Origin of the sequence: Sphingomonas sp. (genome assembly GCF_032114135.1) — a bacterium.
Taxonomy (GTDB): domain Bacteria; phylum Pseudomonadota; class Alphaproteobacteria; order Sphingomonadales; family Sphingomonadaceae; genus Sphingomonas.
Window position 1 is genome coordinate 1,105,829 of record NZ_DAMCTA010000001.1, and the last position, 22,448, is coordinate 1,128,276.

Annotated in this window: 26 protein-coding genes and 1 tRNA gene; 14 read left to right on the top strand and 13 right to left on the bottom strand. The window is 67.6% G+C overall.

Features of this window, described 5'->3' with window-relative positions:
• Nucleotides 1–209 precede the first annotated feature (209 nt).
• Nucleotides 210–1,718: a DHA2 family efflux MFS transporter permease subunit gene (locus tag RT655_RS05020; RefSeq protein WP_313536911.1), complete on the top strand. Its 1,509-nt coding sequence runs from the start codon at nt 210–212 to the stop codon at nt 1,716–1,718.
• 71 nt (nt 1,719–1,789) lie between these two features.
• On the opposite strand, the gene RT655_RS05025 is transcribed toward RT655_RS05020, so the two are convergent.
• From RT655_RS05025 to RT655_RS05040, 5 genes are all read right to left on the bottom strand, one after another.
• Nucleotides 1,790–1,874: transfer RNA gene (locus tag RT655_RS05025), tRNA-Leu, on the bottom strand.
• Nucleotides 1,875–1,924: 50 nt separating this feature from the next.
• A complete protein-coding gene (locus tag RT655_RS05030) occupies nt 1,925–2,764 on the bottom strand; it encodes a formate/nitrite transporter family protein (protein ID WP_313535299.1) in 840 nt (279 codons plus the stop codon).
• A gap of 371 nt (nt 2,765–3,135) precedes the next feature.
• Complete coding sequence (locus tag RT655_RS19995; protein ID WP_409530261.1) at nt 3,136–3,489, bottom strand: lysozyme inhibitor LprI family protein; 354 nt, start codon at nt 3,487–3,489, stop codon at nt 3,136–3,138.
• A gap of 96 nt (nt 3,490–3,585) precedes the next feature.
• A complete protein-coding gene (locus RT655_RS05035) occupies nt 3,586–3,714 on the bottom strand; it encodes a hypothetical protein (RefSeq protein WP_313535300.1) in 129 nt (42 codons plus the stop codon).
• Nucleotides 3,715–3,721: 7 nt separating this feature from the next.
• On the bottom strand, nt 3,722–5,230 hold the full coding sequence (locus tag RT655_RS05040) for a YifB family Mg chelatase-like AAA ATPase (protein ID WP_313535301.1): 1,509 nt from the start codon (nt 5,228–5,230) through the stop codon (nt 3,722–3,724).
• A gap of 622 nt (nt 5,231–5,852) precedes the next feature.
• Here RT655_RS05040 and rpmH point away from each other — a divergent pair.
• The 7 genes from rpmH to RT655_RS05075 all read left to right on the top strand — a co-directional run bounded on the left by rpmH (nt 5,853) and on the right by RT655_RS05075 (nt 10,201).
• Nucleotides 5,853–5,987, top strand: a complete 135-nt coding sequence (gene rpmH / locus RT655_RS05045; RefSeq protein WP_010545931.1) for a 50S ribosomal protein L34 — start codon at nt 5,853–5,855, stop codon at nt 5,985–5,987.
• 14 nt (nt 5,988–6,001) lie between these two features.
• Nucleotides 6,002–6,361 carry a ribonuclease P protein component gene (gene rnpA, locus RT655_RS05050; RefSeq protein ID WP_313535302.1) on the top strand — a complete coding sequence of 120 codons (360 nt, stop codon included), beginning with the start codon at nt 6,002–6,004 and terminating at the stop codon, nt 6,359–6,361.
• Complete coding sequence (gene yidD / locus RT655_RS05055) at nt 6,358–6,570, top strand: membrane protein insertion efficiency factor YidD (protein WP_010545929.1); 213 nt, start codon at nt 6,358–6,360, stop codon at nt 6,568–6,570. Before rnpA ends, yidD begins: the two co-directional genes overlap by 4 nt.
• A gap of 21 nt (nt 6,571–6,591) precedes the next feature.
• Nucleotides 6,592–8,310, top strand: a complete 1,719-nt coding sequence (gene yidC / locus RT655_RS05060) for a membrane protein insertase YidC (protein WP_313535303.1) — start codon at nt 6,592–6,594, stop codon at nt 8,308–8,310.
• A gap of 216 nt (nt 8,311–8,526) precedes the next feature.
• The gene (gene yihA / locus RT655_RS05065; RefSeq protein ID WP_313535304.1) at nt 8,527–9,162 is read left to right on the top strand and encodes a ribosome biogenesis GTP-binding protein YihA/YsxC; all 636 of its coding nucleotides are present in this window, start codon (nt 8,527–8,529) and stop codon (nt 9,160–9,162) included.
• A gap of 8 nt (nt 9,163–9,170) precedes the next feature.
• Nucleotides 9,171–9,497, top strand: coding sequence for a gamma-glutamylcyclotransferase family protein (locus RT655_RS05070; protein ID WP_313535305.1), 327 nt, complete (start codon nt 9,171–9,173; stop codon nt 9,495–9,497).
• A gap of 41 nt (nt 9,498–9,538) precedes the next feature.
• Nucleotides 9,539–10,201, top strand: coding sequence for a glutathione S-transferase family protein (locus RT655_RS05075; protein WP_313535306.1), 663 nt, complete (start codon nt 9,539–9,541; stop codon nt 10,199–10,201).
• 128 nt (nt 10,202–10,329) lie between these two features.
• Here RT655_RS05075 and RT655_RS05080 read toward each other — a convergent pair whose 3' ends face one another.
• Nucleotides 10,330–10,791 carry a cupin domain-containing protein gene (locus RT655_RS05080; RefSeq protein ID WP_313535307.1) on the bottom strand — a complete coding sequence of 154 codons (462 nt, stop codon included), beginning with the start codon at nt 10,789–10,791 and terminating at the stop codon, nt 10,330–10,332.
• Between RT655_RS05080 and dapE the strand changes: the two genes are divergently transcribed.
• Nucleotides 10,791–11,933 (top strand): succinyl-diaminopimelate desuccinylase, encoded by a 1,143-nt coding sequence (gene dapE, locus RT655_RS05085; protein ID WP_313535308.1) that lies wholly within the window; start codon nt 10,791–10,793, stop codon nt 11,931–11,933. The two genes, RT655_RS05080 and dapE, sit on opposite strands and share 1 nt — an antisense overlap.
• 3 nt (nt 11,934–11,936) lie before the next feature.
• Here the strand turns inward: dapE and RT655_RS05090 are convergent, their stop codons facing one another.
• From RT655_RS05090 to RT655_RS05105, 4 genes are all read right to left on the bottom strand, one after another.
• Nucleotides 11,937–13,586, bottom strand: a complete 1,650-nt coding sequence (locus RT655_RS05090) for an EAL domain-containing protein (protein WP_313535309.1) — start codon at nt 13,584–13,586, stop codon at nt 11,937–11,939.
• Between the two features lie 113 nt (nt 13,587–13,699).
• On the bottom strand, nt 13,700–14,305 hold the full coding sequence (locus tag RT655_RS05095; protein ID WP_313535310.1) for a Smr/MutS family protein: 606 nt from the start codon (nt 14,303–14,305) through the stop codon (nt 13,700–13,702).
• On the bottom strand, nt 14,302–15,654 hold the full coding sequence (locus RT655_RS05100; protein ID WP_313535311.1) for an MltA domain-containing protein: 1,353 nt from the start codon (nt 15,652–15,654) through the stop codon (nt 14,302–14,304). The genes RT655_RS05095 and RT655_RS05100 overlap by 4 nt, the downstream gene beginning before the upstream one ends.
• A gap of 8 nt (nt 15,655–15,662) precedes the next feature.
• Nucleotides 15,663–16,307, bottom strand: coding sequence for a Tim44/TimA family putative adaptor protein (locus RT655_RS05105; RefSeq protein ID WP_313535312.1), 645 nt, complete (start codon nt 16,305–16,307; stop codon nt 15,663–15,665).
• 161 nt (nt 16,308–16,468) lie between these two features.
• On the opposite strand from RT655_RS05105, the gene secB reads away from it, so the two are divergent.
• The 3 genes from secB (at nt 16,469) to trpS (ending at nt 19,714) form a co-directional block, all read left to right on the top strand.
• Nucleotides 16,469–16,972, top strand: a complete 504-nt coding sequence (gene secB / locus RT655_RS05110) for a protein-export chaperone SecB (protein WP_313535313.1) — start codon at nt 16,469–16,471, stop codon at nt 16,970–16,972.
• 79 nt (nt 16,973–17,051) lie between these two features.
• Nucleotides 17,052–18,620 carry a murein biosynthesis integral membrane protein MurJ gene (gene murJ, locus RT655_RS05115; protein WP_313535314.1) on the top strand — a complete coding sequence of 523 codons (1,569 nt, stop codon included), beginning with the start codon at nt 17,052–17,054 and terminating at the stop codon, nt 18,618–18,620.
• Between the two features lie 104 nt (nt 18,621–18,724).
• Nucleotides 18,725–19,714, top strand: coding sequence for a tryptophan--tRNA ligase (trpS, locus tag RT655_RS05120; RefSeq protein WP_313535316.1), 990 nt, complete (start codon nt 18,725–18,727; stop codon nt 19,712–19,714).
• A gap of 191 nt (nt 19,715–19,905) precedes the next feature.
• Here the strand turns inward: trpS and fliP are convergent, their stop codons facing one another.
• From fliP to RT655_RS05135, 3 genes are read right to left on the bottom strand one after another with little or no spacing between them, the layout of a single operon-like run.
• Entirely contained in the window at nt 19,906–20,661 is a 756-nt protein-coding gene (gene fliP / locus RT655_RS05125; protein WP_313535317.1) for a flagellar type III secretion system pore protein FliP, read from the bottom strand.
• On the bottom strand, nt 20,654–21,343 hold the full coding sequence (locus RT655_RS05130) for a flagellar biosynthetic protein FliO (protein ID WP_313535318.1): 690 nt from the start codon (nt 21,341–21,343) through the stop codon (nt 20,654–20,656). Before RT655_RS05130 ends, fliP begins: the two co-directional genes overlap by 8 nt.
• Nucleotides 21,343–21,579, bottom strand: coding sequence for a FliM/FliN family flagellar motor switch protein (locus RT655_RS05135; RefSeq protein ID WP_010545357.1), 237 nt, complete (start codon nt 21,577–21,579; stop codon nt 21,343–21,345). The genes RT655_RS05130 and RT655_RS05135 overlap by 1 nt, the downstream gene beginning before the upstream one ends.
• A gap of 116 nt (nt 21,580–21,695) precedes the next feature.
• Between RT655_RS05135 and flgC the strand changes: the two genes are divergently transcribed.
• Nucleotides 21,696–22,103, top strand: a complete 408-nt coding sequence (gene flgC, locus RT655_RS05140; protein WP_313535320.1) for a flagellar basal body rod protein FlgC — start codon at nt 21,696–21,698, stop codon at nt 22,101–22,103.
• 12 nt (nt 22,104–22,115) lie between these two features.
• Complete coding sequence (locus RT655_RS05145) at nt 22,116–22,439, top strand: flagellar hook-basal body complex protein FliE (RefSeq protein WP_313535321.1); 324 nt, start codon at nt 22,116–22,118, stop codon at nt 22,437–22,439.
• Nucleotides 22,440–22,448 lie beyond the last annotated feature (9 nt).

Genomic DNA, 22,448 nt, shown 5'->3' on the forward strand with positions numbered 1-22,448 from the left:
GCGACCGGCTGAGGTCCATCCCGTCGGCATTGGAGACGATACCTGACCGGCATCCGCGCAGCGGCATGCGATCGCAGCTGAACGCGATCGACTGGACGATCGTTGGTCGACACGCCAAGGACATGGCCGTCGATGACCGCGACCGGCGCATCGTCGGCGGTGCGCGGACTGCCGTGCGGCAGCGGACAGAGGAAGGTGCCCGGAACGGTATGCGGTGGCGACGGCGTAACTTGGCTTCGATGAGCGCGGATGTGGGCGACGGTCTGGCGCCCGCCATCGAGGCGGTGACCACCCCCACCAAGCCGCCCGCCGGCGGCGGCCGAGGCTATCGCGCCATCGCGTTGGTCGTCGCCGCGGCGCTTTTCATGCAACAGCTGGACGGCACGGTCCTCACCGTCGCGCTGCCGACGATGGCGCGCGACCTCGGCGCCTCCGCGACCAGCCTGAGCCTGGCGCTGACCAGCTACCTCCTCGCCCTCGCCCTGTTCATCCCCGCGAGCGGCACGCTGGCCGACCGCTTCGGCTCGCGGACGATCTTCTGCGCGGCGATCGGCATCTTCCTGCTCGGGTCGATCGCGTGCGCGCAGGCGAGCACGCTGCCGCTGCTCGTCGCTGCACGCTTCCTGCAGGGGATCGGCGGCGCGATGATGGTGCCGGTCGGCCGGCTGGTGCTGCTGCGCAGCGTCGCCAAGGAAGACATGGTCCAGGCACTGTCCTGGCTGGTGATGCCCGCGCTGATCGGGCCGATCCTGGGGCCGCCGCTGGGCGGGTTCATCGTCACCTGGCTCGACTGGCGCTGGATCTTCTATCTCAACCTGCCGATCGGCATTGCCGGGATCCTCGGCGCGCTGCTTCTCGTGCCCGAGATACGCGGCGACGCCCGCCCGCGATTCGATACGCCCGGCTTCGTCCTCTCGGGCGTGGCGCTGGGCTGCCTGTTGTTCGGCTTCGAGCTGTCCAGCCGACCCGGCGCGGGCGGGGTGGCCCTCGGGCTGCTCGGCATCGGCCTCGTCTTCGGTCTCGGCTATGTCCGGCATGCGCGCCGCACGCCCGATCCGATCCTCGATCCGCGGCTGATGCGCATCGACACCTTTCGGCTATCGGTGATCGCGGGCTCGCTTACCCGCATCACGCAGGGCGCCCAGCCCTTCCTGCTGCCGCTGATGTTCCAGCTCGGCTTCGGATTCTCGGCCGCGACCACCGGCGCGATCACCATGGTCGGTGCGATCGGCGCGCTGGCGATGAAGGCCCTGGCGCCGCGCGTGCTGCGTCGCTGGGGGTTCCGCGACAGCCTGATCGTCTCGGGAATCATCAGCAGCCTCGGCTATGCCAGCTGCGCGCTGTTCCGCCCGGACTGGCCGGTCGCCGCGATGGTCGCCGTCCTGGCGCTATCGGGCTTCTTCACCTCGTTCCAGTTCACCGGCTACAACGCCATCGCCTATGCCGATGTCGAGAAGCAGGAGATGAGCGCGGCGACCAGCCTCTACGCCACCTTCCAGCAGCTGACGCTGTCGCTCGGCATCTGCACCGCCGCCACTGCGCTCGAACTGGGGCCGCGGCTGGCGCATCGCGCGCAACTCCATCTCGCCGATTTCTCGCTGGCCTTCGTGATCGTCGCCGGAATCTCGGCCTCGGCGCTGGTCTGGAACCGCCGCTTCGCGCCCGATGCCGGCGCGGCGATGAGCGGGCACCGCGGAAACCCCACCGGGGCACGATGACGACGCGGCGGCTTTGACGCCGCCGCCCGACCGGGCGATCGCGCAGATTTTACGATGGCCTCGCCATCTCGTGGTGCCCCTGGCCGGACTCGAACCAGCATGCCTTTCGGCGTTCGATTTTGAGTCGAATGCGTCTACCAATTTCGCCACAGGGGCAGCGACGGATGCGCACGGCTAGACGAAGCTTTGCCGCGCCGCAACCCGCTTCACGTCTCTTCCCGCACCTGGGCGTGCGCCAGCAGCGCGAACAGCACCGATCCGCCGAGGATGTTGCCGAGCAGCGCCGGCGCAAGGAAGCCGCCGAGCACCCAGCCGAGGCTCGCCTCGCCCGCCAGCCACAGCATCCACGCCTCCACTGCGCCCGCCACGACATGGGCAAACTCGCCGAGCGAGATGAAATAGGTGCAGAACACCAGCACGAAAAATTCCTGCCGCCGCGCCCCCGGCAGCGACCAGGCGATGCCGGCCATCAGGAAGCCCGCAGGCACCGCCGCGCGCACGGCGTCCCAGCCGGAAAGTTCGAGCAGGCTCCGCGAGGTGTCGAGCATTGCCTTGGTGCTCGCTTGCGTCCCCACCCAGCCCTCGGTCGCTAGCCAGGCGATCAGCAATGTGCCGACGAGGTTTGCCGCCAGCACAAGTCCCCAGAGCCGCCCCAGCCGCACAAAGTTGCGGACGCTGGGGCTCGCGGCGACGGGGATCACCGCGGAGAGCGTGCTCTCGGTAAACAGCTGCAGCCGCCCGAGCACGACGATCACGAAGCCCAGGCAATAGCCGATGCTCGCCACCGGCAGCCGCCATTCGGTATCGGGCAGATGGCTCTCGATCAGCCCGCGCCCGAGCACCGAGGCCGCCATCGCCACGCCCGCGACCACGCCGGAGAAGAACAGCGAACTCGCCGGCCGGTCCAGCTCCTCGTCGCCCTGGCGGCGGATGACTTCGTGGATGACGCGCGAGGACGCGGCCTCGCGTTCCTGGACTTCCTCCTCCTCGTCGGGAGGGAGATCGGGCTCTTCGCCATCGGGCGTTTCGTTTCGGGGCTGTTGCACCGGGGCTGAACGCGGCGGCGGGCGGGAGGTTGCTGCCGATCGTGCCGGAAGCAGCACTGGCTGAACGCGGGCGACGAGGCGCCGCGCCGAATGGGGGTCGCCGACCGAAGTTTAGGAAGTTTAGGCGCATGCGGTTTTGCGCGGGTGCATCGACCGCTCTTGTGGGAGTGTGAAGTTTACGAAGTTTAGGCTCGTGAAAACCTCGCGCGTCCTGCACCCGCAACACAGGATGAACACGCGCGGCGCGCAGCGGAAGGTTCAAACACGATCAAAGAGCGGCCGCCCCCAGGCGACGATCATGAAACATATAGGGAACACCCGTTGGAGTGCAAGAAGGGCGGGACGAGCCGCGAACGACGGAAGTTGGGTGGTTAGCGGACATGCCTACTCATAACAGTGAGGCGCGCGATCCGCGTGTCGGCCGCATTGGAGAGACAGGTAAGTTCCACCCGCGCCTGTTCCGAAACGGGTGCATCAACGGCTTCATGGGCACACGTTTGATGGCGCTGGCGGTCCCAATGCCGTTGGTTGCTTCGGAGTTGCGATGCGGCCTGTGCGCCCTTGCTGGCGCGTAGGCCCCGCACCGCATGTCTCAGCTGGTGCTGCAGCTTACGCTCTGTCTCGTTGTTGAAGGTTTCAGCTAGACACAAGCTATATGGGCGCATGTCGTCGGGGCTTGGCTGAGTACATTCCCGGGGGCCGATCTCGACTTGGAACGCCAGCATAGCCACCCAGATCTCGATCACGAGCGAGTCCCCCAGTCCACGAGTTTCAGACTGCCTGAGAAGATCAATGTCCGCAATTGGGCGCAAGCTGCCACGCTATGCGAAGCACGCAATCAGCACACAGGCGATACCGCCCGCTGCGACAATCCCAAGCCACAGCTTCCCTGTCCCGCGATCCGGCCCGCCGATGGCGCCGAGATATTCCAGGATGGCCTCGATCAGCATGGCACGCTCAATTCCTCGGCGTTTGGCGGCGGTAACTTAGCGCTTCCGCGACGTGGATGCGCGCTACCCCCTCCGCCCCCGCCAGATCGGCGATCGTTCGCGCCACGCGCAGCACCCTTGTATAGCCTCGTGCCGAGAGCCGCATCGCCTCGGCCGCCTGCGCCAGGAGCTTGCGCCCGGCATCGTCGGGGGTAGCGACCGCCATCAGCGGTTCGCCGTCCGCCTCGGCATTGGTCCGCGTGGCCGTGCCGACGTAGCGCACCGTTTGGAGCGCCCGCGCCGCCGCCACCCGCGCGGCCACCTCGGCCGACCCTTCGGCGGGGGGCGGCAGGACGAGATCGGCGGCGGTGACCGGTTGCACCTCCACATGCAGGTCGATGCGGTCGAGCAAAGGCCCGGAGACCTTGGCCTGATAGTCCGCCGCGCAGCGCGGCGCACGGGCGCAGGCGAGCGCCGGGTCGCCGAGATGCCCGCAGCGGCACGGGTTCATCGCCGCGATCAGCTGCACCCGCGCCGGGAAGGTGACATGCGCATTCGCTCGCGCGACGCTCACCACCCCCGCCTCGAGCGGCTGGCGGAGCGAACCGAGCACCGCGCGCTGGAACTCGGGCAGTTCGTCGAGGAACAGCACGCCGAGATGCGCGAGGCTCACTTCGCCGGGCTTCACCTTGAGGCCCCCGCCGGTCAGCGCCGCCATCGACGCGCTGTGATGCGGCGCGCGGAACGGCCGGGTGCGGGTCAGCCGCCCGCCCTGCAGCGTGCCCGCGACCGAGGCGACCATCGACACTTCCAGCGCCTCGGCCGCCTCCAGCGGCGGCAAGATGCCCGGCAGGCATGCGGCCATCAGCGACTTGCCCGCGCCTGGGGGACCTACGAACAGCAGATTGTGCCCGCCCGCCGCGGCAATCTCCAGTGCGCGCTTGGCGTTCTCCTGCCCCTTCACCTGGGCGAGGTCCGGCCCCTGCCCCGGCGGGTCGACTTCGCCCGGCACGGGGCCGGGGAGCAGCTGGTTACCCTTGAAGTGGTTGAGCAGGCTGATCAGGTCGGGTGCGGCGAGCACTTCCACCTGCCCCGCCCAGCTCGCCTCGGGGCCCTGCGCGGCGGGACAGACCAGCCCCTTGCCCGCCTCGGCCGCATGCATCGCGGCGAGCAGCACGCCCGGCGAGGGCGCGATCCGCCCGTCGAGCGCCAGCTCGCCGACCACGACATAGCCCGCGATCGTCTCGGCATCGACCACGCCCATCGCCGCGAGCAGCGCCAGCGCGATGGGGAGATCGAAATGCGATCCTTCCTTGGGCAGGTCGGCGGGCGAGAGGTTGAGCACGATATGCTTGGGGGGCAGCGCCAGCCCGATGGCGGCCATCGCGGCGCGCACCCGTTCGCGGCTTTCCGCCACCGCCTTGTCGGGCAGCCCGACGACGACGAACTTGGGCAGCCCGGCGACGAGGTTGCATTGCACCTCCACCGCGCGCGCTTCCAACCCCAGATAGGCAACCGTCGAGACACTGGCGACCAAGAAAGCCCCCTCCCCGACATAGGAGCATAGCCGCTTCTGCACGATACGGAAGGGATATGATTGCTCGCCTGAACTTCAGCGGCCGCTGCCATCGGGTGCGGCTATCAAAGCTCGTCCCTTGAGCCGTGTCGCTCTTTACCCATAACGTACGCCACGTTGATCGAAAGGGATGTCGTGCGCCCACCTATTAACAAAGCCGTTCTGATCACGGGCCGACTTCTTCACACGGCAGTCGTCATCATACTTGGCGTCGCGATCGGCAAATTTTGCCAGTACACTGCAGTAGGATATCTCGGCACGAGGATAGGGTTCGATCTGGCCTCGTTCCTAGGATTTGTGCCCTTCGTCGTGATGCTTCTCGTGCTCAGCAAACGCTATCCTCGCCTCTTGGCGCCGAGACGCACAATGCCCTGACCGCGATTGCCGACCGAGATGCATGTCGAGCCGCCACCACGCGTCTTGCACAACCAACACACTCCACCCATTTCTCCGCTCATGCGCCAGGCACTGCCCCAATCTCCGCATCCCGCGTTGACTCTGGCGCCACTTGCCCGTAATGGCGCTCGACACGCGGCCGCCCCTGTGGCGGCCCTTTTACGTTCTAGATACTCGAGGATGAGCGATGAAGCGGACCTTTCAGCCGAGCAACCTGGTGCGTGCGCGCCGGCACGGCTTCCGTGCACGGATGGCGACCCCGGGCGGTCGCAATGTGATCCGCGCCCGCCGCGCCCGCGGCCGCAAGAAGCTGTCGGCGTAAGCACCGACACGCCCTTGCTGAGCCTCGACCGGCTCACGCAGCGCAAGGACTATCTCGCCGCCAACGGGGGAAAGCGGGCACCGATGCCCGGTTTCGTCCTGCTGGTGCGCGAACGGAACGATGCCGATCCGTCGATGCGGATCGGCATTACCGTATCCAAGAAAGTTGGCAACGCCGTTATCCGGAATCGGATGAAGCGGCGCTTTCGTATGCTCGCGCGCGAAATCCTGCCGGAGGCCGGAATCGCCGGCGCGGACCATGTGCTGATCGGCCGGATGGGCGGAATCGAACGTCCCTATGCCGATCTGAAGGCGGAGCTCGCCAAGGCGCTTCGGCGCGTGCGCCCCAAGGGCGACCCCAAGGTCGAATCATGATCGCGCGCTTGCTGATGCTGCTCGCGCGCGCCTGGCAGCTGGGGCCGTCGCTGATCCTGCCGCCCACCTGCCGCTACCAGCCATCCTGTTCGGCCTATGCAATCGAGGCGCTTCGCCGCTATGGGGCGGTGAAAGGCGGCTGGCTTGCGCTACGGCGCATCGCGCGCTGCCATCCATGGGGCGGGCACGGCCCAGATCCCGTTCCTTGAGTTTCCTTCCGGGGATTATCGGTGAAAGAAGAACAGAAGAACTTCATCCTCTTCGCGGCGTTCGCGGCGCTCGTGCTGCTCGGCTGGCCGATGATCAGCCACTGGTTTTTCCCGCAGCAGCCGGCCGCCCCCGCGAAGATGGTCGACGGCAAGCTGCAGCCGGTGCCCAATTCGGGCGTCGACCCGGCGACCAACGCGCCCAAGACGATTCGCGGGCGCGACGCGGTGCTCGCCGACAGCCCCCGCGTGCAGATCGACACGCCCGCGCTGAAGGGCTCGATCAACCTCAAGGGCCTGCGCATCGACGATCTCGTCCTGCGCCAGTATGACCAGACCGTCGCGAAGAACTCGCCGCCGATCCGCCTGCTCTCGCCGAGCGGCGCGGAAGGCGCCTATTTCGCGCAGTTCGGCTGGCAGGGCGCCGGCGCGCCTGACGGCAACACCGTGTGGAAGGCCGATGGTGCGTCGCTGACGCCGGGGACTCCGGTGAAGCTCACCAGCACCAACAGCGCGGGCCAGACCTTCACGGTCGAGCTCGGCGTCGATTCAAATTACATGTTCACCGTCCGTCAGACCGTTGCCAATCGCGGCGGCGCGCCGGTGGCCGTAACCCCCTATACGCTGATCTCGCGCGGCCAGCGCTCGACCGATACCAGCCAGTGGGCCGCGCATGTCGGCCCGGTCGCCGCGACCGCAGACGGCGCGCACTATATCAACTGGAAGGACATCGAGAGCACGCCGCAGCAGTTCGCCTCGAACGGCGGCTGGGTCGGCTTCAGCGACCATTACTGGCTGACCGCGGCGATCCCGGACCAGCGCGGCGGGGTGAACATCCAGCAGCGCGGCACCGCCGCGCAGCAGTACCAGGCCGATGTCGCGCTCGCTCAGCCGATTGCGGTGCGCCCGGGCAAGGAAGCGACCTATACCAGCCACTTCTTCGCCGGCGCGAAGGAAGTGAAGCTGCTCGACGCCTATCAGAAGCAGTACAACATCGCCCGCTTCGAGCGCGCGATCGACTGGGGCTGGTTCGAGATCATCGAGCGCCCGATCTTCACCTACCTCAGCTGGCTGTTCAAGCTGGTCGGCAATTTCGGCGTGGCGATCATCCTGCTGACGATCACCATCCGCGGCCTGCTCTTCCCGATCGCGCAGAAGCAGTTCGCCTCGATGGCGAAGATGCGCCAGGTGCAGCCGAAGATGAAGGCGATCCAGGAGCGCTACAAGGACGACAAGGCGCGCCAGCAGCAGGAGATCATGCAGCTGTACAAGGCGGAGAAGGTCAATCCGCTCGCCGGCTGCGCGCCGATGCTGCTGCAGATTCCGATCATGTTCGCGCTGTACAAGGTGCTGCTGCTGACGATCGAGATGCGCCACCAGCCGTTCGTGCTGTGGATCAAGGACCTCTCGGCTCCGGATCCGGCGACGATCCTCAACCTGTTCGGCTATCTGCACTTCACCCTGCCCAGCTTCCTCGCCATCGGCGTGGTGCCGGTGCTGCTCGGCGTGTCGATGTTCTTCCAGATGCGGATGAACCCGGCGCCGATGGACGAGATGCAGAAGCAGATGTTCGCGATCATGCCGTGGATGCTGATGTTCCTGATGGCGCCGTTCGCCGTCGGCCTGCAGCTCTACTGGATCACCTCGAACGTGCTGACCGTGCTCCAGCAGCAATGGCTCTATGCGCGGCATCCGGAGATGAAGGTGCCTGTTGCCAAGCCGAGCGCGGCCAAGGCGAAGTGACCACGGCGCGCCCCTCTAACTCCTCCCCGGTACGGGGAGGGGGACCGCGCGCCGAAGGCGCGTGGTGGAGGGGCCGCGCCGCAAGGCGCGGAACGGCGCAGCACACCAGGAGCACCGCCGCTGACGCGGCGGCCCCTCCACCATTCGCTGTCGCGAATGGTCCCCCTCCCCGTTCCGGGGAGGAATTTGAGACCGCAGCAAGGCGTGTGAACTGAAATGTCCTTCGACCCCGACCACATCGAATCCGCGCGCAAGCTGTTCGCCGGCCCCATCGCCTTCCTCAAGTCGGCGCCCGCGCTCGAGCATCTGCCCGCGCCGACGGTGCCGGAGGTCGCGTTCGCCGGGCGTTCGAACGTCGGCAAGTCGTCGCTGATCAACGCGCTGACCAACCGCAACAGCCTCGCCCGCACCTCGGTCACCCCCGGCCGTACGCAGGAGCTCAACTTCTTCGACGTCGGCGAGCCGCTGCGCTTCCGCCTGGTCGACATGCCCGGCTATGGCTTCGCCAAGGCGCCCAAGGACATGGTGCGCAAGTGGCGCTACCTGGTGAACGACTATCTGCGCGGGCGACAGGAGCTCAAGCGCGCGCTGGTGCTGATCGACTCGCGCCACGGCATCAAGGATGTCGACCGCGAGATCCTCGAGATGCTCGACGACGCAGCGGTCAGCTACCGCATCGTCCTCACCAAGACCGACAAGATCAAGGCGAGCGAACTGGCCGAGGTCACCGCACGCACGGTGGACGAGGCCCGCAAGCGCGCCGCCGCCCACCCCGAGATCCTGGCGACGTCCAGCGACAAGGGCATGGGCCTGCCCGAACTGCGCGCCGCGGTGCTCGAAGCGATCGGCTGAGCGCGGAAATGGAGCCGCTCTTCTCCTACGGCACGCTCCAGCTCGACCAGGTACAGCTTCGCCAGTTCGGCCGGCTGCTCGACGGCACCGACGACGTGCTCCACGGCTATGTGATCACCGAGATCCAGATCCGCGACCCCGCAGTGCTCGACGCCAGCGGCATCGAGACGCACCTCGCGCTGATCCCAGGCGACGGCCCGCCGATCCCGGGCAAGGTCTTCCAGCTGTCCCCGCAGGAGCTGGAAGCCGCCGATGTCTACGAGAGCGAGAACTATGTCCGCGTGCGGGCACCCCTCGCCTCGGGCCTGCGCGCCTGGGTGTATGTGAAGGCGTGATCCGGTTGCCGGGCAGGTCCGGCCCCGCTATCCCCGTCGCCATGAAGCTCATCATCGGCAACAAGGCCTATTCGTCCTGGTCGCTCCGCGGCTGGCTCGCCTGCAAGCTCTCGGGACTGTCGTTCGAGGAAACGGTCGTGCCGATGTACGACCAGGATTGGGACAAGCGTCGCCAGGGCGCCGAGTTCGCCCCCTCCTCGGGCAAGGTCCCGATCCTGTGGGACGGTGATGCGGTGGTGTGGGACAGCCTGGCGATCGTCGAATATCTCAACGACAAGACCGGCAACACGCTGTTCTGGCCGGACGACCCCGCCGCGCGCGCGATGGCGCGGTCGATGGCGGCGGAGATGCATTCGAGCTTCACCGCGCTGCGCAGCAAGCACAGCATGAACATACGCCAGGTTCATCCCGCCGCGCCGGTTGACGCCGATGTGCAGGCCGATCTCGCGCGGATCATGGAGCTCTGGGCCCAGGCCCGCGCCCGCTACGGCACAGAAGAGCCGTTCCTGTTCGGCGCGTTCGGCGCCGCCGACATCATGTTCGCGCCGGTGGTGACGCGGATCGTCACCTATTCGCTGCCCGTCCCGCGGTTCGCCCAGAGCTACATGCTCGCGGTGCTCCAGCATCCGTTTATGCAGGACTGGATTGCCGGGGCGCAGGAAGAGGAATGGGTTATCGAGAAGTACGAACTGCCGGTGGTTTAACTGACTTTTCTTAGCCCCTCCTCCTTGGAGGAGGGGTCGGGGGTGGAGGGATTCCAGAACGCCGCTTGGTCTCTGTGAGACACTGCCCCACCCCAACCCCTCCCCCGAAAGGGAGGGGCTAGAAGTCTTCACCGCAACCGCTCGGTCTCGTACCGCGTCCCGTCCTTGCGGAAATAGCCCTCGGGCGTGAACACCATGTCGATATCGGGATATTCCCCGCTCCCGCGCGGCCCCGCCCCGATCGCGAGGAACACGGCATCCCCCTCGGACCGGTTCTGCAGATGATGCCCGTCCGCCACCCCGGCCGGGAACGCCGCGCAGTCGCCGGCGCGCAGCAGCGTCTCGCCGCCCTCCTCCACCAGCACCGCCTCGCCCGCCAGCATCACGACGAACTCGTCCTCCTGGTCGTGCCAGTGGCGCTGCGACGACCAAGCGCCGGGCTTGAGCACGACATGGCTCACCCCCATCGCCGTCAGCCCGCTCGGCGGCGCCAGCCGGCGGTACCAGCGCCCCGCTACCGGTGCGTCGAACGGTGGCGGATAGCCGGTGGCGTTGGTCTGCGGGATTGTATCCAGGTCCAGCTTGGGCAATGTCGCCTCCCTTGTGTTTGGGAGGTAGTGTGCCGGACGTCGTCGAACTCACCAAGGCCCTGATCGGCGCCGAAAGCATCACCCCGGCGCGCGGCAGCGTGTTCGACGTGCTGGAGCAGGTGCTGCTGCCCCTCGGCTTCCGCGTCGAGCGCTTCGTCGAGGGCGAGGCCCCCGACGGCCCGGTCGAGAATCTGCTCGCGGTGCGCGGATCCGGCGGCCCGCACTTCGCCTTTGCCGGCCATCTCGACGTCGTGCCGCCCGGCGAGGGCTGGACCAGCGGCGCCTTCGCCCCCGAGATCCGCGGCGATCTGCTCTATGGCCGCGGCGCGGTCGACATGAAGGGCGCGATCGCCGCCTTCGTCGCGGCGGCGGCGGAGGTGCCGGAACGCGGCACCACCAGCCTGATCATCACCGGCGACGAGGAAGGCCCGGCCACCTTCGGCACGCCGAAGCTGATCGAACGCATCGCCGAACGCGGTCTCGTCCCCGATTGCTGCGTGGTCGGCGAGCCGACCTCGGCGCACCGGCTGGGCGATACGATCAAGATCGGGCGGCGCGGCTCGACGGTGATCGACATCGCGGTGATCGGCCGCCAAGGCCATGTCGCCTACCCGCACCTCGCCGACAATCCGGTCCCCCGCCTCGTCCGCGCACTGGCCGAGATCGACGCGATCGTGCTCGACGAGGGCAATGCCTGGTTCCAGCCCTCCAACATCGAGGTGATCGACCTCGCGGTGGGCAACAAGGCGACGAACGTCATCCCGGGCCGCGCCGCTGCGCGCATCAGCATCCGCTTCAACGACCAGCAGCGCGGTCCCGAGCTGATCGAGCGCATCCGCGCGGTGGTCGCGCGCCACGCCCCCCATGCCGAGGTGCACGGCCGCGTCTATGGCGAGGCGTTCCTCACCGAGCCGGGCCCGCTGTCGGAACTGGTCAGCGGCGCGATCCGCGACGTGCTGGGGGTGGATGCGGAATTGTCGACCACCGGCGGCACTTCGGACGCGCGCTTCCTGTCGCGCATCTGCCCGGTGGTGGAATTCGGCCTGCTCAACGCGACGATGCACAAGCTCGACGAGGCGGTGGCGCTCGCCGACCTGCGCGCGCTGACGGATGTCTATGCGGAGATCCTGCGCCGGGTGTGAGCCTCAGGCGGTAGCGCGGCGCGGCGCCATGTCCTGCACCCAGGCGAGGAAGTCCGCCTCGCCCATCGGCGCGCCGATCGCATAGCCCTGCAGCACGTCGCAGCCGATCACCCGCAGGACCGCGGCCTGGGCCTCGCTCTCGATGCCCTCGGCGACCGCTTCGCAGCCGATGCCGTGGACGAGCCCGATCACCGCCTGCGCTACCGCGCGCGCTTCCGGGTTGACCGCGACATGCTCGACCACGCAGCGATCGAGCTTCACCCGGTCGATCGGCAGCCGCCGCAGCCGCGCCAGATTCGAATAGCCCGTGCCGAAATCGTCGACCGCCACCGTCGCCCCGGCCGAGCGCAGCGTCGCGATCGCGCGCAGCACGTCTTCCGAGCAGTGCATCGCCAGTGTCTCGCTGATCTCCAGCTCGAGCAGCCGTGCTGGCGCCTGCGCCGCGAGCATCGCCGCCCGCAGATGGCGGAAGAAGCTGGCATGGTCGATCTGGCGCTGGCTGACGTTCACCGCCAGCCGCTGCTCGATGCCCAGCCGGGCCCAGCGCGCGATGGTGTTCGCCACCGTCGCCACCACCCAGTCGCCGATCTCGACGATCAGCCCGGTCTCCTCGGCGCGCTGCAGGAACGAGCCCGGCAGCTTGGTGCCGTCGGGATGCTGCCAACGCAGCAGCGCCTCGGCGCCGACAATCGCACCGGTGTTCGCGGAGACCTGCGGCTGGAACACCAGCGCGAACTCGTCATGCTCGATCGCGGCGCGAAGCTCGGTCTCCAGCCGGGCGCGCGCGATCATCTGCGCGGCGAGTCCGTCGCTGAACGTCTCGACGCGGCCGCGACCTTGGGTCTTGGCCTGGTACATCGCGGCGTCCGCCGCCCCCATCAGCTCGTGCAGCGTTACCCCGTGATCGGGATAGAGCGCCAGCCCGACCGATGCCCCGATGCAGACCTGCTGGCCAGCAAGGTCGAACGGCGCGCACAGCGCTTCCAGCACCTTTTCGCCCACCCGCGCACGCGCGTGCGGATCGGGCAGATCGGCGAAGAACAGCGTGAACTCATCGCCGGCAAGGCGGCCGATGAGCGGCGTCTCGCCATGGTTGAACGCGGCGCACTGGTCGCCCACGGCACGCAGGCGGTTGGCGACCATGCCGAGCAGCATGTCACCCACCGCATGGCCCAGCGTATCGTTGACCGTCTTGAAACGATCGAGATCGATGAAGAACAGCACCGCGCGGGCTTCCTCGTGCGCGTCTTCGAGCATCCGCTCGGCGCTGCGGCGGAAATGCGGGCGGTTGGCGAGGCCGGTCACCGTGTCGAACATGGCGAGCCGGTGCACGCTCTCCAGATTGCCGCGCAGCTTGAGGAACAGCTCGTCGATCGATTCGGCGAGGCGCGGGGCGCCTTGCGCCAGCGCCGTCGGCAGCGGACTTTCCAGGTCGCCCAGCGCAGCGGCATGCAGCCGATCGACCGCGGCGGTCAGTACGGCGTTGCGGCGCGGCTGGAGCAGCACCAGTACGGCGAGAACGATAAGAACGACCAGCGGCACGGCCAGCGCGACCGCGATGCCCAGCACGTTCAGCGTCGCGCCGGCCGCCCATGCCGCACCGACGAGCAGGCAGGCTGCAAGCGCAGCGGCGCTTGCCACTCCCCTCCCCATGCCTCGCTCCCCCCAGCGCATTGCCGATCGACGCTCCAAATATCCCCAGCGGCGCCGACACTAGATGGCGCCGCCGTAGACTTCGCATGCATTAGTTAAGAAACTCCGGTGTTCTACGAAGTCCGGGGCCGCCGCAGGACAATGTACAGCGCGCCTGCGCCGCCATGGCGCGGATGCGCCTGACGTACTGCGGCAATTTTGTCCGAATGCCGCGATGCCGCCAACCAGTCCCCCACGGCAGCGCGAATTGCACCGCGGGCGTGCGGCCGCTCCGACTCGGGGCGCGGCGGCTTTCCGGTGACCAGCAACAACACGCGGTCCCCTTGCGCGATTGCCTGGGCGAGTCCCGCATCGAGCCGGTCATAGGCAGCATGGAGATTGTGCCCGTGCAGATCGATCGAACTTTCCGGCGCCACCAGCCCGCGCGACAGACGGCGGTCCCAGCTCGCGTCTAGGGTGCGGCGCTCGTGGGTGTCGGGCATCGGCGTGGAGAGCGTGATCGCCGGTCGGGCGGGCCTTGTCGGCGTGAGCTTGCCGATCGGTATGGCGAGCGGCGCGCGGGCCGGGCGCGCAAGGGGTTGCGGCACCGGCGCCGGTGCAGGCTCGGGCGGCAGCCGCTTGGGCGCGGCGCGGATGTGAAGCGGCGTGACGCTCGCGATCACCTTTTGCCACAGCGCCGCTTCCTCGGGCGCCAGATCGCGGCGCCCGCGCCCGCTCATGGCTGGGGAGTCGCGGGCTGAGGCGTCATCGGCTGCTGCACGGGCGGCTGGGCTGCAGTCAGCCGAGCGAGCGTGCCCTTGGGAAGCAGCAGCCAGGCGGTGCCGCGCGCGGCCATGCCGCCGGCGATCGCGCGGGCGTCGTCACCCGCGCCCCAGAAGGTGTCGATCCGATTCGCGCCCTTGATCGCGCCACCGGTATCCTGCGCCACCCAGAGGCCGCTCGCATCGGTGCGATCCATCGAGAGGAACAGCGGCGCGCCGAGCGGAATGAACTTGGGATCCGCCGCCACGCTGGTCCAGCCGGCGACGGGATAGCCCATCGCGCCCAGCGGGCCTGCGCCATCCAGTTCCTTGAAGAAGACGAAGCTCTTGTTCTCGCGCATGATCGCGCGGCCCTGCTCGGGGTTCGCGCGCAGCCAGGCGACGATGCCCTGCATCGAGGTCTGCCCCGGGCCGAGCAGCCCGCGATCCTTCATCAGCTTGCCGATGCCTGTATAGTCGCGGCCGTTCTGCCCGGCATAGCCGATGCGCAGCACCTGCCCGTCGGGCCCCTTGAGCCGACCCGAGCCCTGCACCTGCAGGAAGAACATCTCGATCGAATCGGCCGCCCAGGCGACCACGGGGGCGTGGCCTTCGAGCGCGCCCTGCTCGATCTGGGTACGGTCGTAATAGGGGACGAACTGGCGACCATCGACGCGGCCGCGGATCTTCTTGCCCTTCAAGGGATCGGAGAACAGCCCGAGATCGACCTCGATCAGATTGTCGGGGACGCCGTACACCGGCACGTCATAGCCCGAACGCCGCGCCCGCACGCCGGCGATCTCGGGCTCGTAATAACCGGTGGCGAAGGCGGCGCCGTTGCCGACCTGCACCGTCTCGAACCATTGGGTGAAGAAGGACGCGGCATCGCCCGACCAGCTCGCGGCGGCGGCGCAGGCATTGGTCCAGTCGGTGCCGATGGTGAGGCCCGAGGAATCGGTGCGGCGCAGCAATCCGGGGCAGCTCAGCTTGAACGCCGCGAGCGCGCGCCTGGCATTGTCGGACGTGATCGGCAGCGTTCCGATCGCGGGCCCGGCGACCAGCCCTGCCATCGCCGCACTAGTCGCGCCGGTGGCGACGGGCGCGGCCGGCATTGCGGGCAGCGGCGTGGCGGCGGTCGGCTGACGCGCGGGGAGATTCGAGGGCGTCTCGGGAAGCGCCGTGCCGGGGCGCGGGCGCTCCGGCGCGGGTTCCGGTCGTGTGGGTGCCGGGCGCGCCGGCGCGGGCCGCGTGCCCGCCTCAGGGGGAACGATGCTGCTCGAACATGCGCCGAGCAAGCCCGCGAGCGCCAATCCCCCGATAATACGCATGCTGCCCCTCAGGCTTCGTCGGTCTCGACCAGCTTCCAGTTCGGATCGTCGCTGCGCAGCTTGCGCGCGAAGGTCCAGACGTCGTGCGTGGTCACCGCATCGCTCAGCGAGCCGGCGATCACATTGCCCTCGGCATCGCGGGTCAGCGCGACGATATCGGCATCGAAGCGCACGGTGACGCGCGCCACCTTGTTCTCGACGCCCGCTTCGGAAATGGTCGCGCGCTCGATCGCAACGAGACGGTTGTCGAGAACTTCGCCGGTCACCTTGCGCTGGGCGATCGCCTGCTCGAACGCAGCGCGCACCTCGTCGTCGACCAGGAAGCGAAGCGTTTCCTCGTCGCCCTTCCAAAAGGCTTCGAGCACCATGCGATAGGCAGACTTCGCGCCTTCCAGGAACTTGGCGACGTCGAAGCTCGAATCGGCCGAAACGACAGCGCGAAGACCGGTTTCTGCGCTGGAGTCGATCGCACGATTCGCCGAGTCGCGGAGCTCGGGAAGCGCCTCGATCGTCCGCGTCACGGGCGGCGCAGCGACGCGCTCTTCGGCAGGCTTGGGAAGCGGCTGCTCATGCCCGGTACGCTTGCCGAGTACCGCATACAGCCGAAGTGCCAAAAAGCCGGCCACCATCGCGAACAGAATGACGTAGAACACTGGCCCTCCAAAGCCTCCGTCTGTAACACATAGGCCTTCGTGCCCCGGGATTCAAACCGTACGATGGGCCGTGCGATTGCACCACCGGCACACGCCTGCTAGTCGCTTGCCCCGTAACGCGCCGAGGGCGCGAAATTCTCCTGCATAAAGAGGAAAGTTGGATGGCCGAGAACGACACCTACGCCGGCATGGGCGTTGAAGGCGGCGCGGACGATGCGCCCCAGGCGGGCGTGCTCTCGCAATATGTGAAGGACCTGTCGTTCGAGAATCCGAACGCACCGGCGATCTACCAGCAGCAGACGCCGCCGGCGATCGACGTGCAGTTCAACATCGGCTCGAACAAGGTCGGTGACGACGTGTACGAAGTCGCGCTGAAGATCGAAGTCCGCGCCCAGGCCGGCGAGCAGGTCGCGTTCATCGTCGACCTCACCTATGCGGGCCTGTTCGCGCTCCGCAACATCCCGCAGGAAGCGCTCGATCCGTTCCTGCTCGGCGAAGCGCCGCGCATCCTGTTCCCGTTCGCGCGCCGCGTGCTGGCCGACCAGGTCCGCGACGGCGGCTTCCCGCCGCTGATGCTGGAGCCGATCGACTTCGCCGGCATCTACATGCAGCAGCGCGCCCAGCAGGAAGGCGCGATCGGCTTCGAAGAAGCCGGCCACGCCTGAACCGGGCTGCAGCATGAATTCGGGGGCGCGCCGCACGTCGGTGGCGCCCCCTTTTCTTTGATAGGACGGCGAAATCTCGATGAAGCTTGTGCGCAGCCTGGGTTCGGTGGGCGGTCTCACGCTCGCCAGTCGCGTCCTCGCGCTGGTCCGCGATTCGCTCCAGGCGCGCTATGTCGGCGCCAATTTCGCGTCGGACGCCTTTCTCGTCGCGTTCCGCCTGCCCAACATGTTCCGCGCCTTCTTCGCCGAGGGCGCCTTCGCATCGGCGTTCATCCCGATGTTCAACCGCAAGCTGGGCGTCAACGGCGAGCGCGGCGCGGCCTACGACTTCGCCGAGCGCACCCTCTCCGTGCTGTTCGTCATCCTACTGGTGCTGACGCTAGTGGCGCTCGCCGCCGCCTGGCCGCTCACCACCATGTTGTCCGGCGGATTCGAGAAGCAGCATCCCACGCCCGACCAGTTCGCCTTCGCGGTGCAGCTGTCGCGGATCACCATTCCCTATCTGATGCTGATCTGCCTCGCCTCGCTGCTGGGCGGCATCCTCAACTCGCTCGACAAATTCTGGGTCAACGCCGCGGCACCGATCCTGCTCAACATCGCGATGGTGACCGGGCTGTTCTTCTTCCACGGCACGCCGGAGGAGACCGCACGGGTCCAGGCGATCGCGGTGCCGCTGGGCGGGCTGCTCCAGCTCGGCTGGCTCGCGCTCGCCTGCCGCGCGTCGGGCGTCTCGCTGCGCCCCCGCCTGCCGCGGATCGACGACGACGTGCGCCGCCTGATGAAGCTGATCCTGCCCGCGGCGATCGGCGCGGGGGCGGTGCAGCTGAACCTCGTCATCTCGACGGCGCTGTCCGGCTATCTGCTCAACGAGGGCTCGATCTCGTACATCTACTATGCCGATCGGCTGAACCAGCTGCCGCTGGGGATGATCGGCATCGGCCTTGGCACCATCCTCCTCCCCACCATCTCGCGGCTGCTGGGCGCGGGCAAGGAGGCCGAGGCAATGGAGACGCAGAACCGCGGCATGGAGCTGGCGCTGTTCCTCACCCTCCCCGCGATGGTCGCGCTGATCGTCTCGGCAGAGCCGATCGTGCGCGGGCTGTTCCAATATGGCCACTTCACGCCGGAGGACACGGTGAAATGCGCCTGGGCGCTGGCCGGCTTCTCGATCGGCCTGCCCTCTTACATCCTGGTCAAGGTACTGACCCCCGGCTTCTACGCCCGGCAGGACACGAAAACGCCAGTGCGGCTGGCGATGATTTCGGTCGCGGTGAACATCGCCGCCAATCTCGCGCTGATCCCGCTGATCGCGCATCTGGGTCCGCCGCTCGCGACGGCGCTGTCCTCCACCGTCAACGTGACGATGCTGTACCTCACGCTGCGCAAGCGGGGGCATTTCACCGTGGACGCGCAGCTTGCACGGCGGGTGCCGCGGCTCGCGCTCGCCGCGATCCTGATGGGCGTCGCGCTCTGGGCGGGGGCCGGACTACTCGACCCCTGGCTCAACGGCCGGATCTGGGAGCGCTACACGGGTCTCGTGATCCTCGTCGGCGCCGGCTGCGCGATCTATGTCGCCGCCTGCTTCGCCACCCGCGCCTTCCTGCTCTCGGACATCAAGGCGCTGGTCCGCCGCCGCGCCGCGCGCTAGAGCGCCCGCGTCCTGGCAGATCGCGCGGCCGTGCACCCCCGCCGCCATGGACCCGCGGCCGGTCCAACGGCCGAACGGTCAACCGGGTGCGGAGTGACATTTCCATGCGCGTCGTCTCGGGCATCCAGACCACCGGCAATCTTCACCTCGGCAATTATCTGGGCGCCATCAAGCAGTGGGTCGCGATGCAAGATCAGGGGGAGTGCCTGTTCTTCCTCGCCGATCTCCACGCCCTTACCGGCACGGTGACCCCGCAGGAGCTCGCCGCCTCGACGATCGAGATGGCCGCCACGCTGTTCGCCGCCGGGATCGACGACCGCTCCATCCTGTTCAACCAGGCGCGCGTCCCCGCCCATGCCGAGCTCTGCTGGATCCTCCAGGGCACCGCCCGGATGGGCTGGCTCAACCGCATGACCCAGTGGAAGGACAAGGCCGGCAAGAACCGCGACGGCGCCAGCGTCGGGCTGTTCACCTATCCGGTGCTCCAGGCCGCCGACATCCTGGTCTATCAGGCGACGCACGTCCCCGTCGGCGAGGACCAGAAGCAGCATCTCGAGCTGACCCGTGACATCGCCACCAAGTTCAACCAGGATTTCGGGGTCGAGCTGTTCCCGCTGCCCGAGCCGCTGATCAGCAAGGCAGCGCCGCGGATCATGTCCCTGCGCGACGGCAATGCGAAGATGTCCAAATCCGATCCTTCGGACCTCAGCCGCATCAACCTGATCGACGACAACGAGACGATCGCTGCCAAGTGCCGGAAGGCCAAGACCGATGCCGAGCCGCTGCCGGATTCGTTCGATGCGCTCGCCGAACGCCCCGAGGCGCGCAATTTGGTGACGATCTTCGCCGCGCTGGCGGACCGCGATCCGCAATCGGTGGTGGCGGAATATGCCGGCCAGGGCTTCGGCGCGTTCAAGCCGGCGCTGGCGGAGCTGACGATCTCGGTGCTCGGGCCGATCCGCGAGCGGCTCACCGCGTTGCTGGACGATCGTGCCGAGGTGGGCGCCAAGCTTGCCAGCGGCGCGGCACGGGCGAGTGCGCTGGCGGCGCCGACGCTGAAGGCGGCGCAGCAGGCGGTAGGGCTGCAGGTCTAAGCCCCCTCCCTTGTTTCTAAGTCCCCCTCCCGCTTGCGGGAGGGGTTAGGGGAGGGTGTGTTAGGGTCGCGGACGATCCTTAGAAATGAAGTGCGTCCGGGTCGGCGCGCTTTTTGAAACGCTTGCTCGGCTTCCCGCACGCACCCCCCCCTCCCCCTCCCCCTCCCGCAAGCGGGAGGGGTGAAATAGGCTCAATGCGCGAAGCTCTTCACCAGCGAGCCGGCGACGAGCGCCCAGCCATCGACCAGCACGAAGAAGATGATCTTCATCGGCAGCGCGATTGTCGGCGGCGGCAGCATCATCATGCCCATCGCCATCAGCACCGCGGAGACTGCCAGGTCGATCACCAGGAACGGCAGCAGCAGCAGGAAGCCGATCTCGAAGGAGCGGCGGAGTTCGGAGATCATGAAGGCCGGCGCCAGCGTGGTCAGCGGCGTTTCGGCGCGGGTCGCGATCTTCTTGTTGGCGAGGTCGGCGAACAGCTTGAGATCGCTGTCGCGCACCTGGCCCAGCATGAACTGGCGGAACGGCTCGGTGGTCTTCTCGAACGCCGCCACCTCGGTCAGCTTGCCCTTGGTATAGGGGTCGACGCCTTCGTTCCACGCCTTCTCGAAGGTCGGCGCCATCACGAAGAAGCTGAGGAACAGCGCGAGACTGATGATCACCGGGTTCGGCGGTACGCCCGGCGAACCGATGCCGGTGCGCAACAGCGACAGCGCCACCACCATGCGGGTGAAGCTGGTCACCGTCATCAGCAGGCCGGGGGCCAGGCTGAGCACGGTCAGCATCAGCACCAGCTGGATGGCCTTGGCCGAAAGCGGGCCCTCGCCGCCAATGCTGATGGTCGCGCCCTGCGCTGCCGCCTGGGCGGCGGGCGCAACGGCTTGCGCGTGCACCGCGACCGGCAGCACGATCAGCAGTGCGGCCGCGGCAAGCAGTTTACGCATTCAACGCCTCGCGCACGGCGCGCTTGTTCCAGCGCGTGGTGTCGCGCGGGATGCGGGTGCGGGTGGGCGCATTCTGTGCTTTGCGCGCACGGGTGCGCGGTGCGGGCTCGGCAACCACCTCCTGCGCTTCGGGCGCAGGCTCGGCGTCATTTGCTGCAACCGGCAAGCCAGCCGCGGGCGCGTTATCGGCAACGACAGCTGCTTCCACCGGCGCTTCTTCCACCGGCGCTTCGGGAGCCACCTCGACGGTCGGCGTTTCGGCTACCGGCGTTTCGTCCGGACGCATCCGATCCACCATGGCCTTGAAGTCGAGCTTGCCGGCAAGCTTGGCGACCCCGGCCTTGAGGACCGCGAGATCGTCTTCAATCTTGGCAACGTTTTCGGCGGGCGCGGCGGCTTCCACTACCGGCTGCACGGGCGCAACGATGCCGGTTTCGATCGTGGCATGGCCCTCGGGGCCGATGAAGATCAGGTGCTCGCAGCCGTCGCGGCGGATCAGCGCGACCGAACGCTTGGCGTCCACCGCCAGCCGCTCGACCAGTTCCACCCGCTTGCGTCCCCCGCCAGCCACACGACCCGGCAGTTTCAGGTCATAGCGGCGAACGACCCACAAGGCTGTCGCCAACATTCCCAGTACCAGGCCCAGCGCGCCCATGGTGCGCAGCATCGACAGAATATCCATCAGTTACGCGACTTCTTTACGAGTTCGGAGATTTCGAGCGACATCACCTCGCCATCGACAAGGATGCGCCCCAGGGCGACCAGCTCACCGTTGACATAGACCATGCTCGGATCGTCCTGGCCGCAGTCCAGCGGGATCATCGCTCCGCGGCTCATCTGCAGGATCTGCCGGACCGGTACTTCGGTCGAACCGAGCACCACCGACATTTCGATCATGATTCCATCGAGTACGGACATGCGTCTCCCTTTCCCCCAGACTTATAGGAACCTTTTTTCCGCCCTCGGCGCCCAGCCCGGCAAATTTTGCCTACAATGATGGCGTGGGCCGCTTTCAGGCTCGTGGAGGATCAACAATGGATTTGGATGCTTCGCTGGGCGTTTCCGCCTCGGGTCTTCGCGCGCAATCGCTGCGGATGCGCACCATCGCGGAAAATCTCGCGAACCAGGATTCGGTTGCCGATACCCCGGGCGGCAATCCCTATCGCCGCAAGGTCGTGAGCTTCCAGGCGGCGATGGATCGCGCCACCGGCGGCACCGGCGTGAAGGTGAAGGCCATCCAGAACGACCAGTCGGACTTCGTGAAGGTCTATCAGCCGGGTCACCCGGCGGCGGACGCGCAGGGCTATGTGCTGCGCCCCAACGTCAACGGCCTGATCGAGACCGCCGACATGAAGGCGGCGCAGCGCAGCTACGAAGCCAATCTCAACGCCATCGAAGCGGCCAAGAGCCTGACGATGCGCACCATCGACCTGCTCAAGTAAGGAATTCGCATCATGTCCATCGGAGCATTGGACGCCAGCAAGGCCTATGGCCGGATCGCGTCGATCGGGAACACGCTCAGCAAGGCGGCGGGCGGCAATGACATCGGCGGCGATCAGCAATCGGGCTTCGGCGCGATGGTCGAGAACCTGGTCGGCGGTACCGCAGACAAGCTGCGCTCGGCAGAAGCCGCCTCTGCCAAGCAGGTTGCCGGCAAGGGCGACCTGATCGACGTCGTCACCGCGATCGGCGCCGCCGAGACCGCGCTCGACACCATGGTGGCGGTGCGCGACCGCGTCGTCGGTGCCTATACCGACATCATGCGCATGCAGATCTGACCAAGGCAA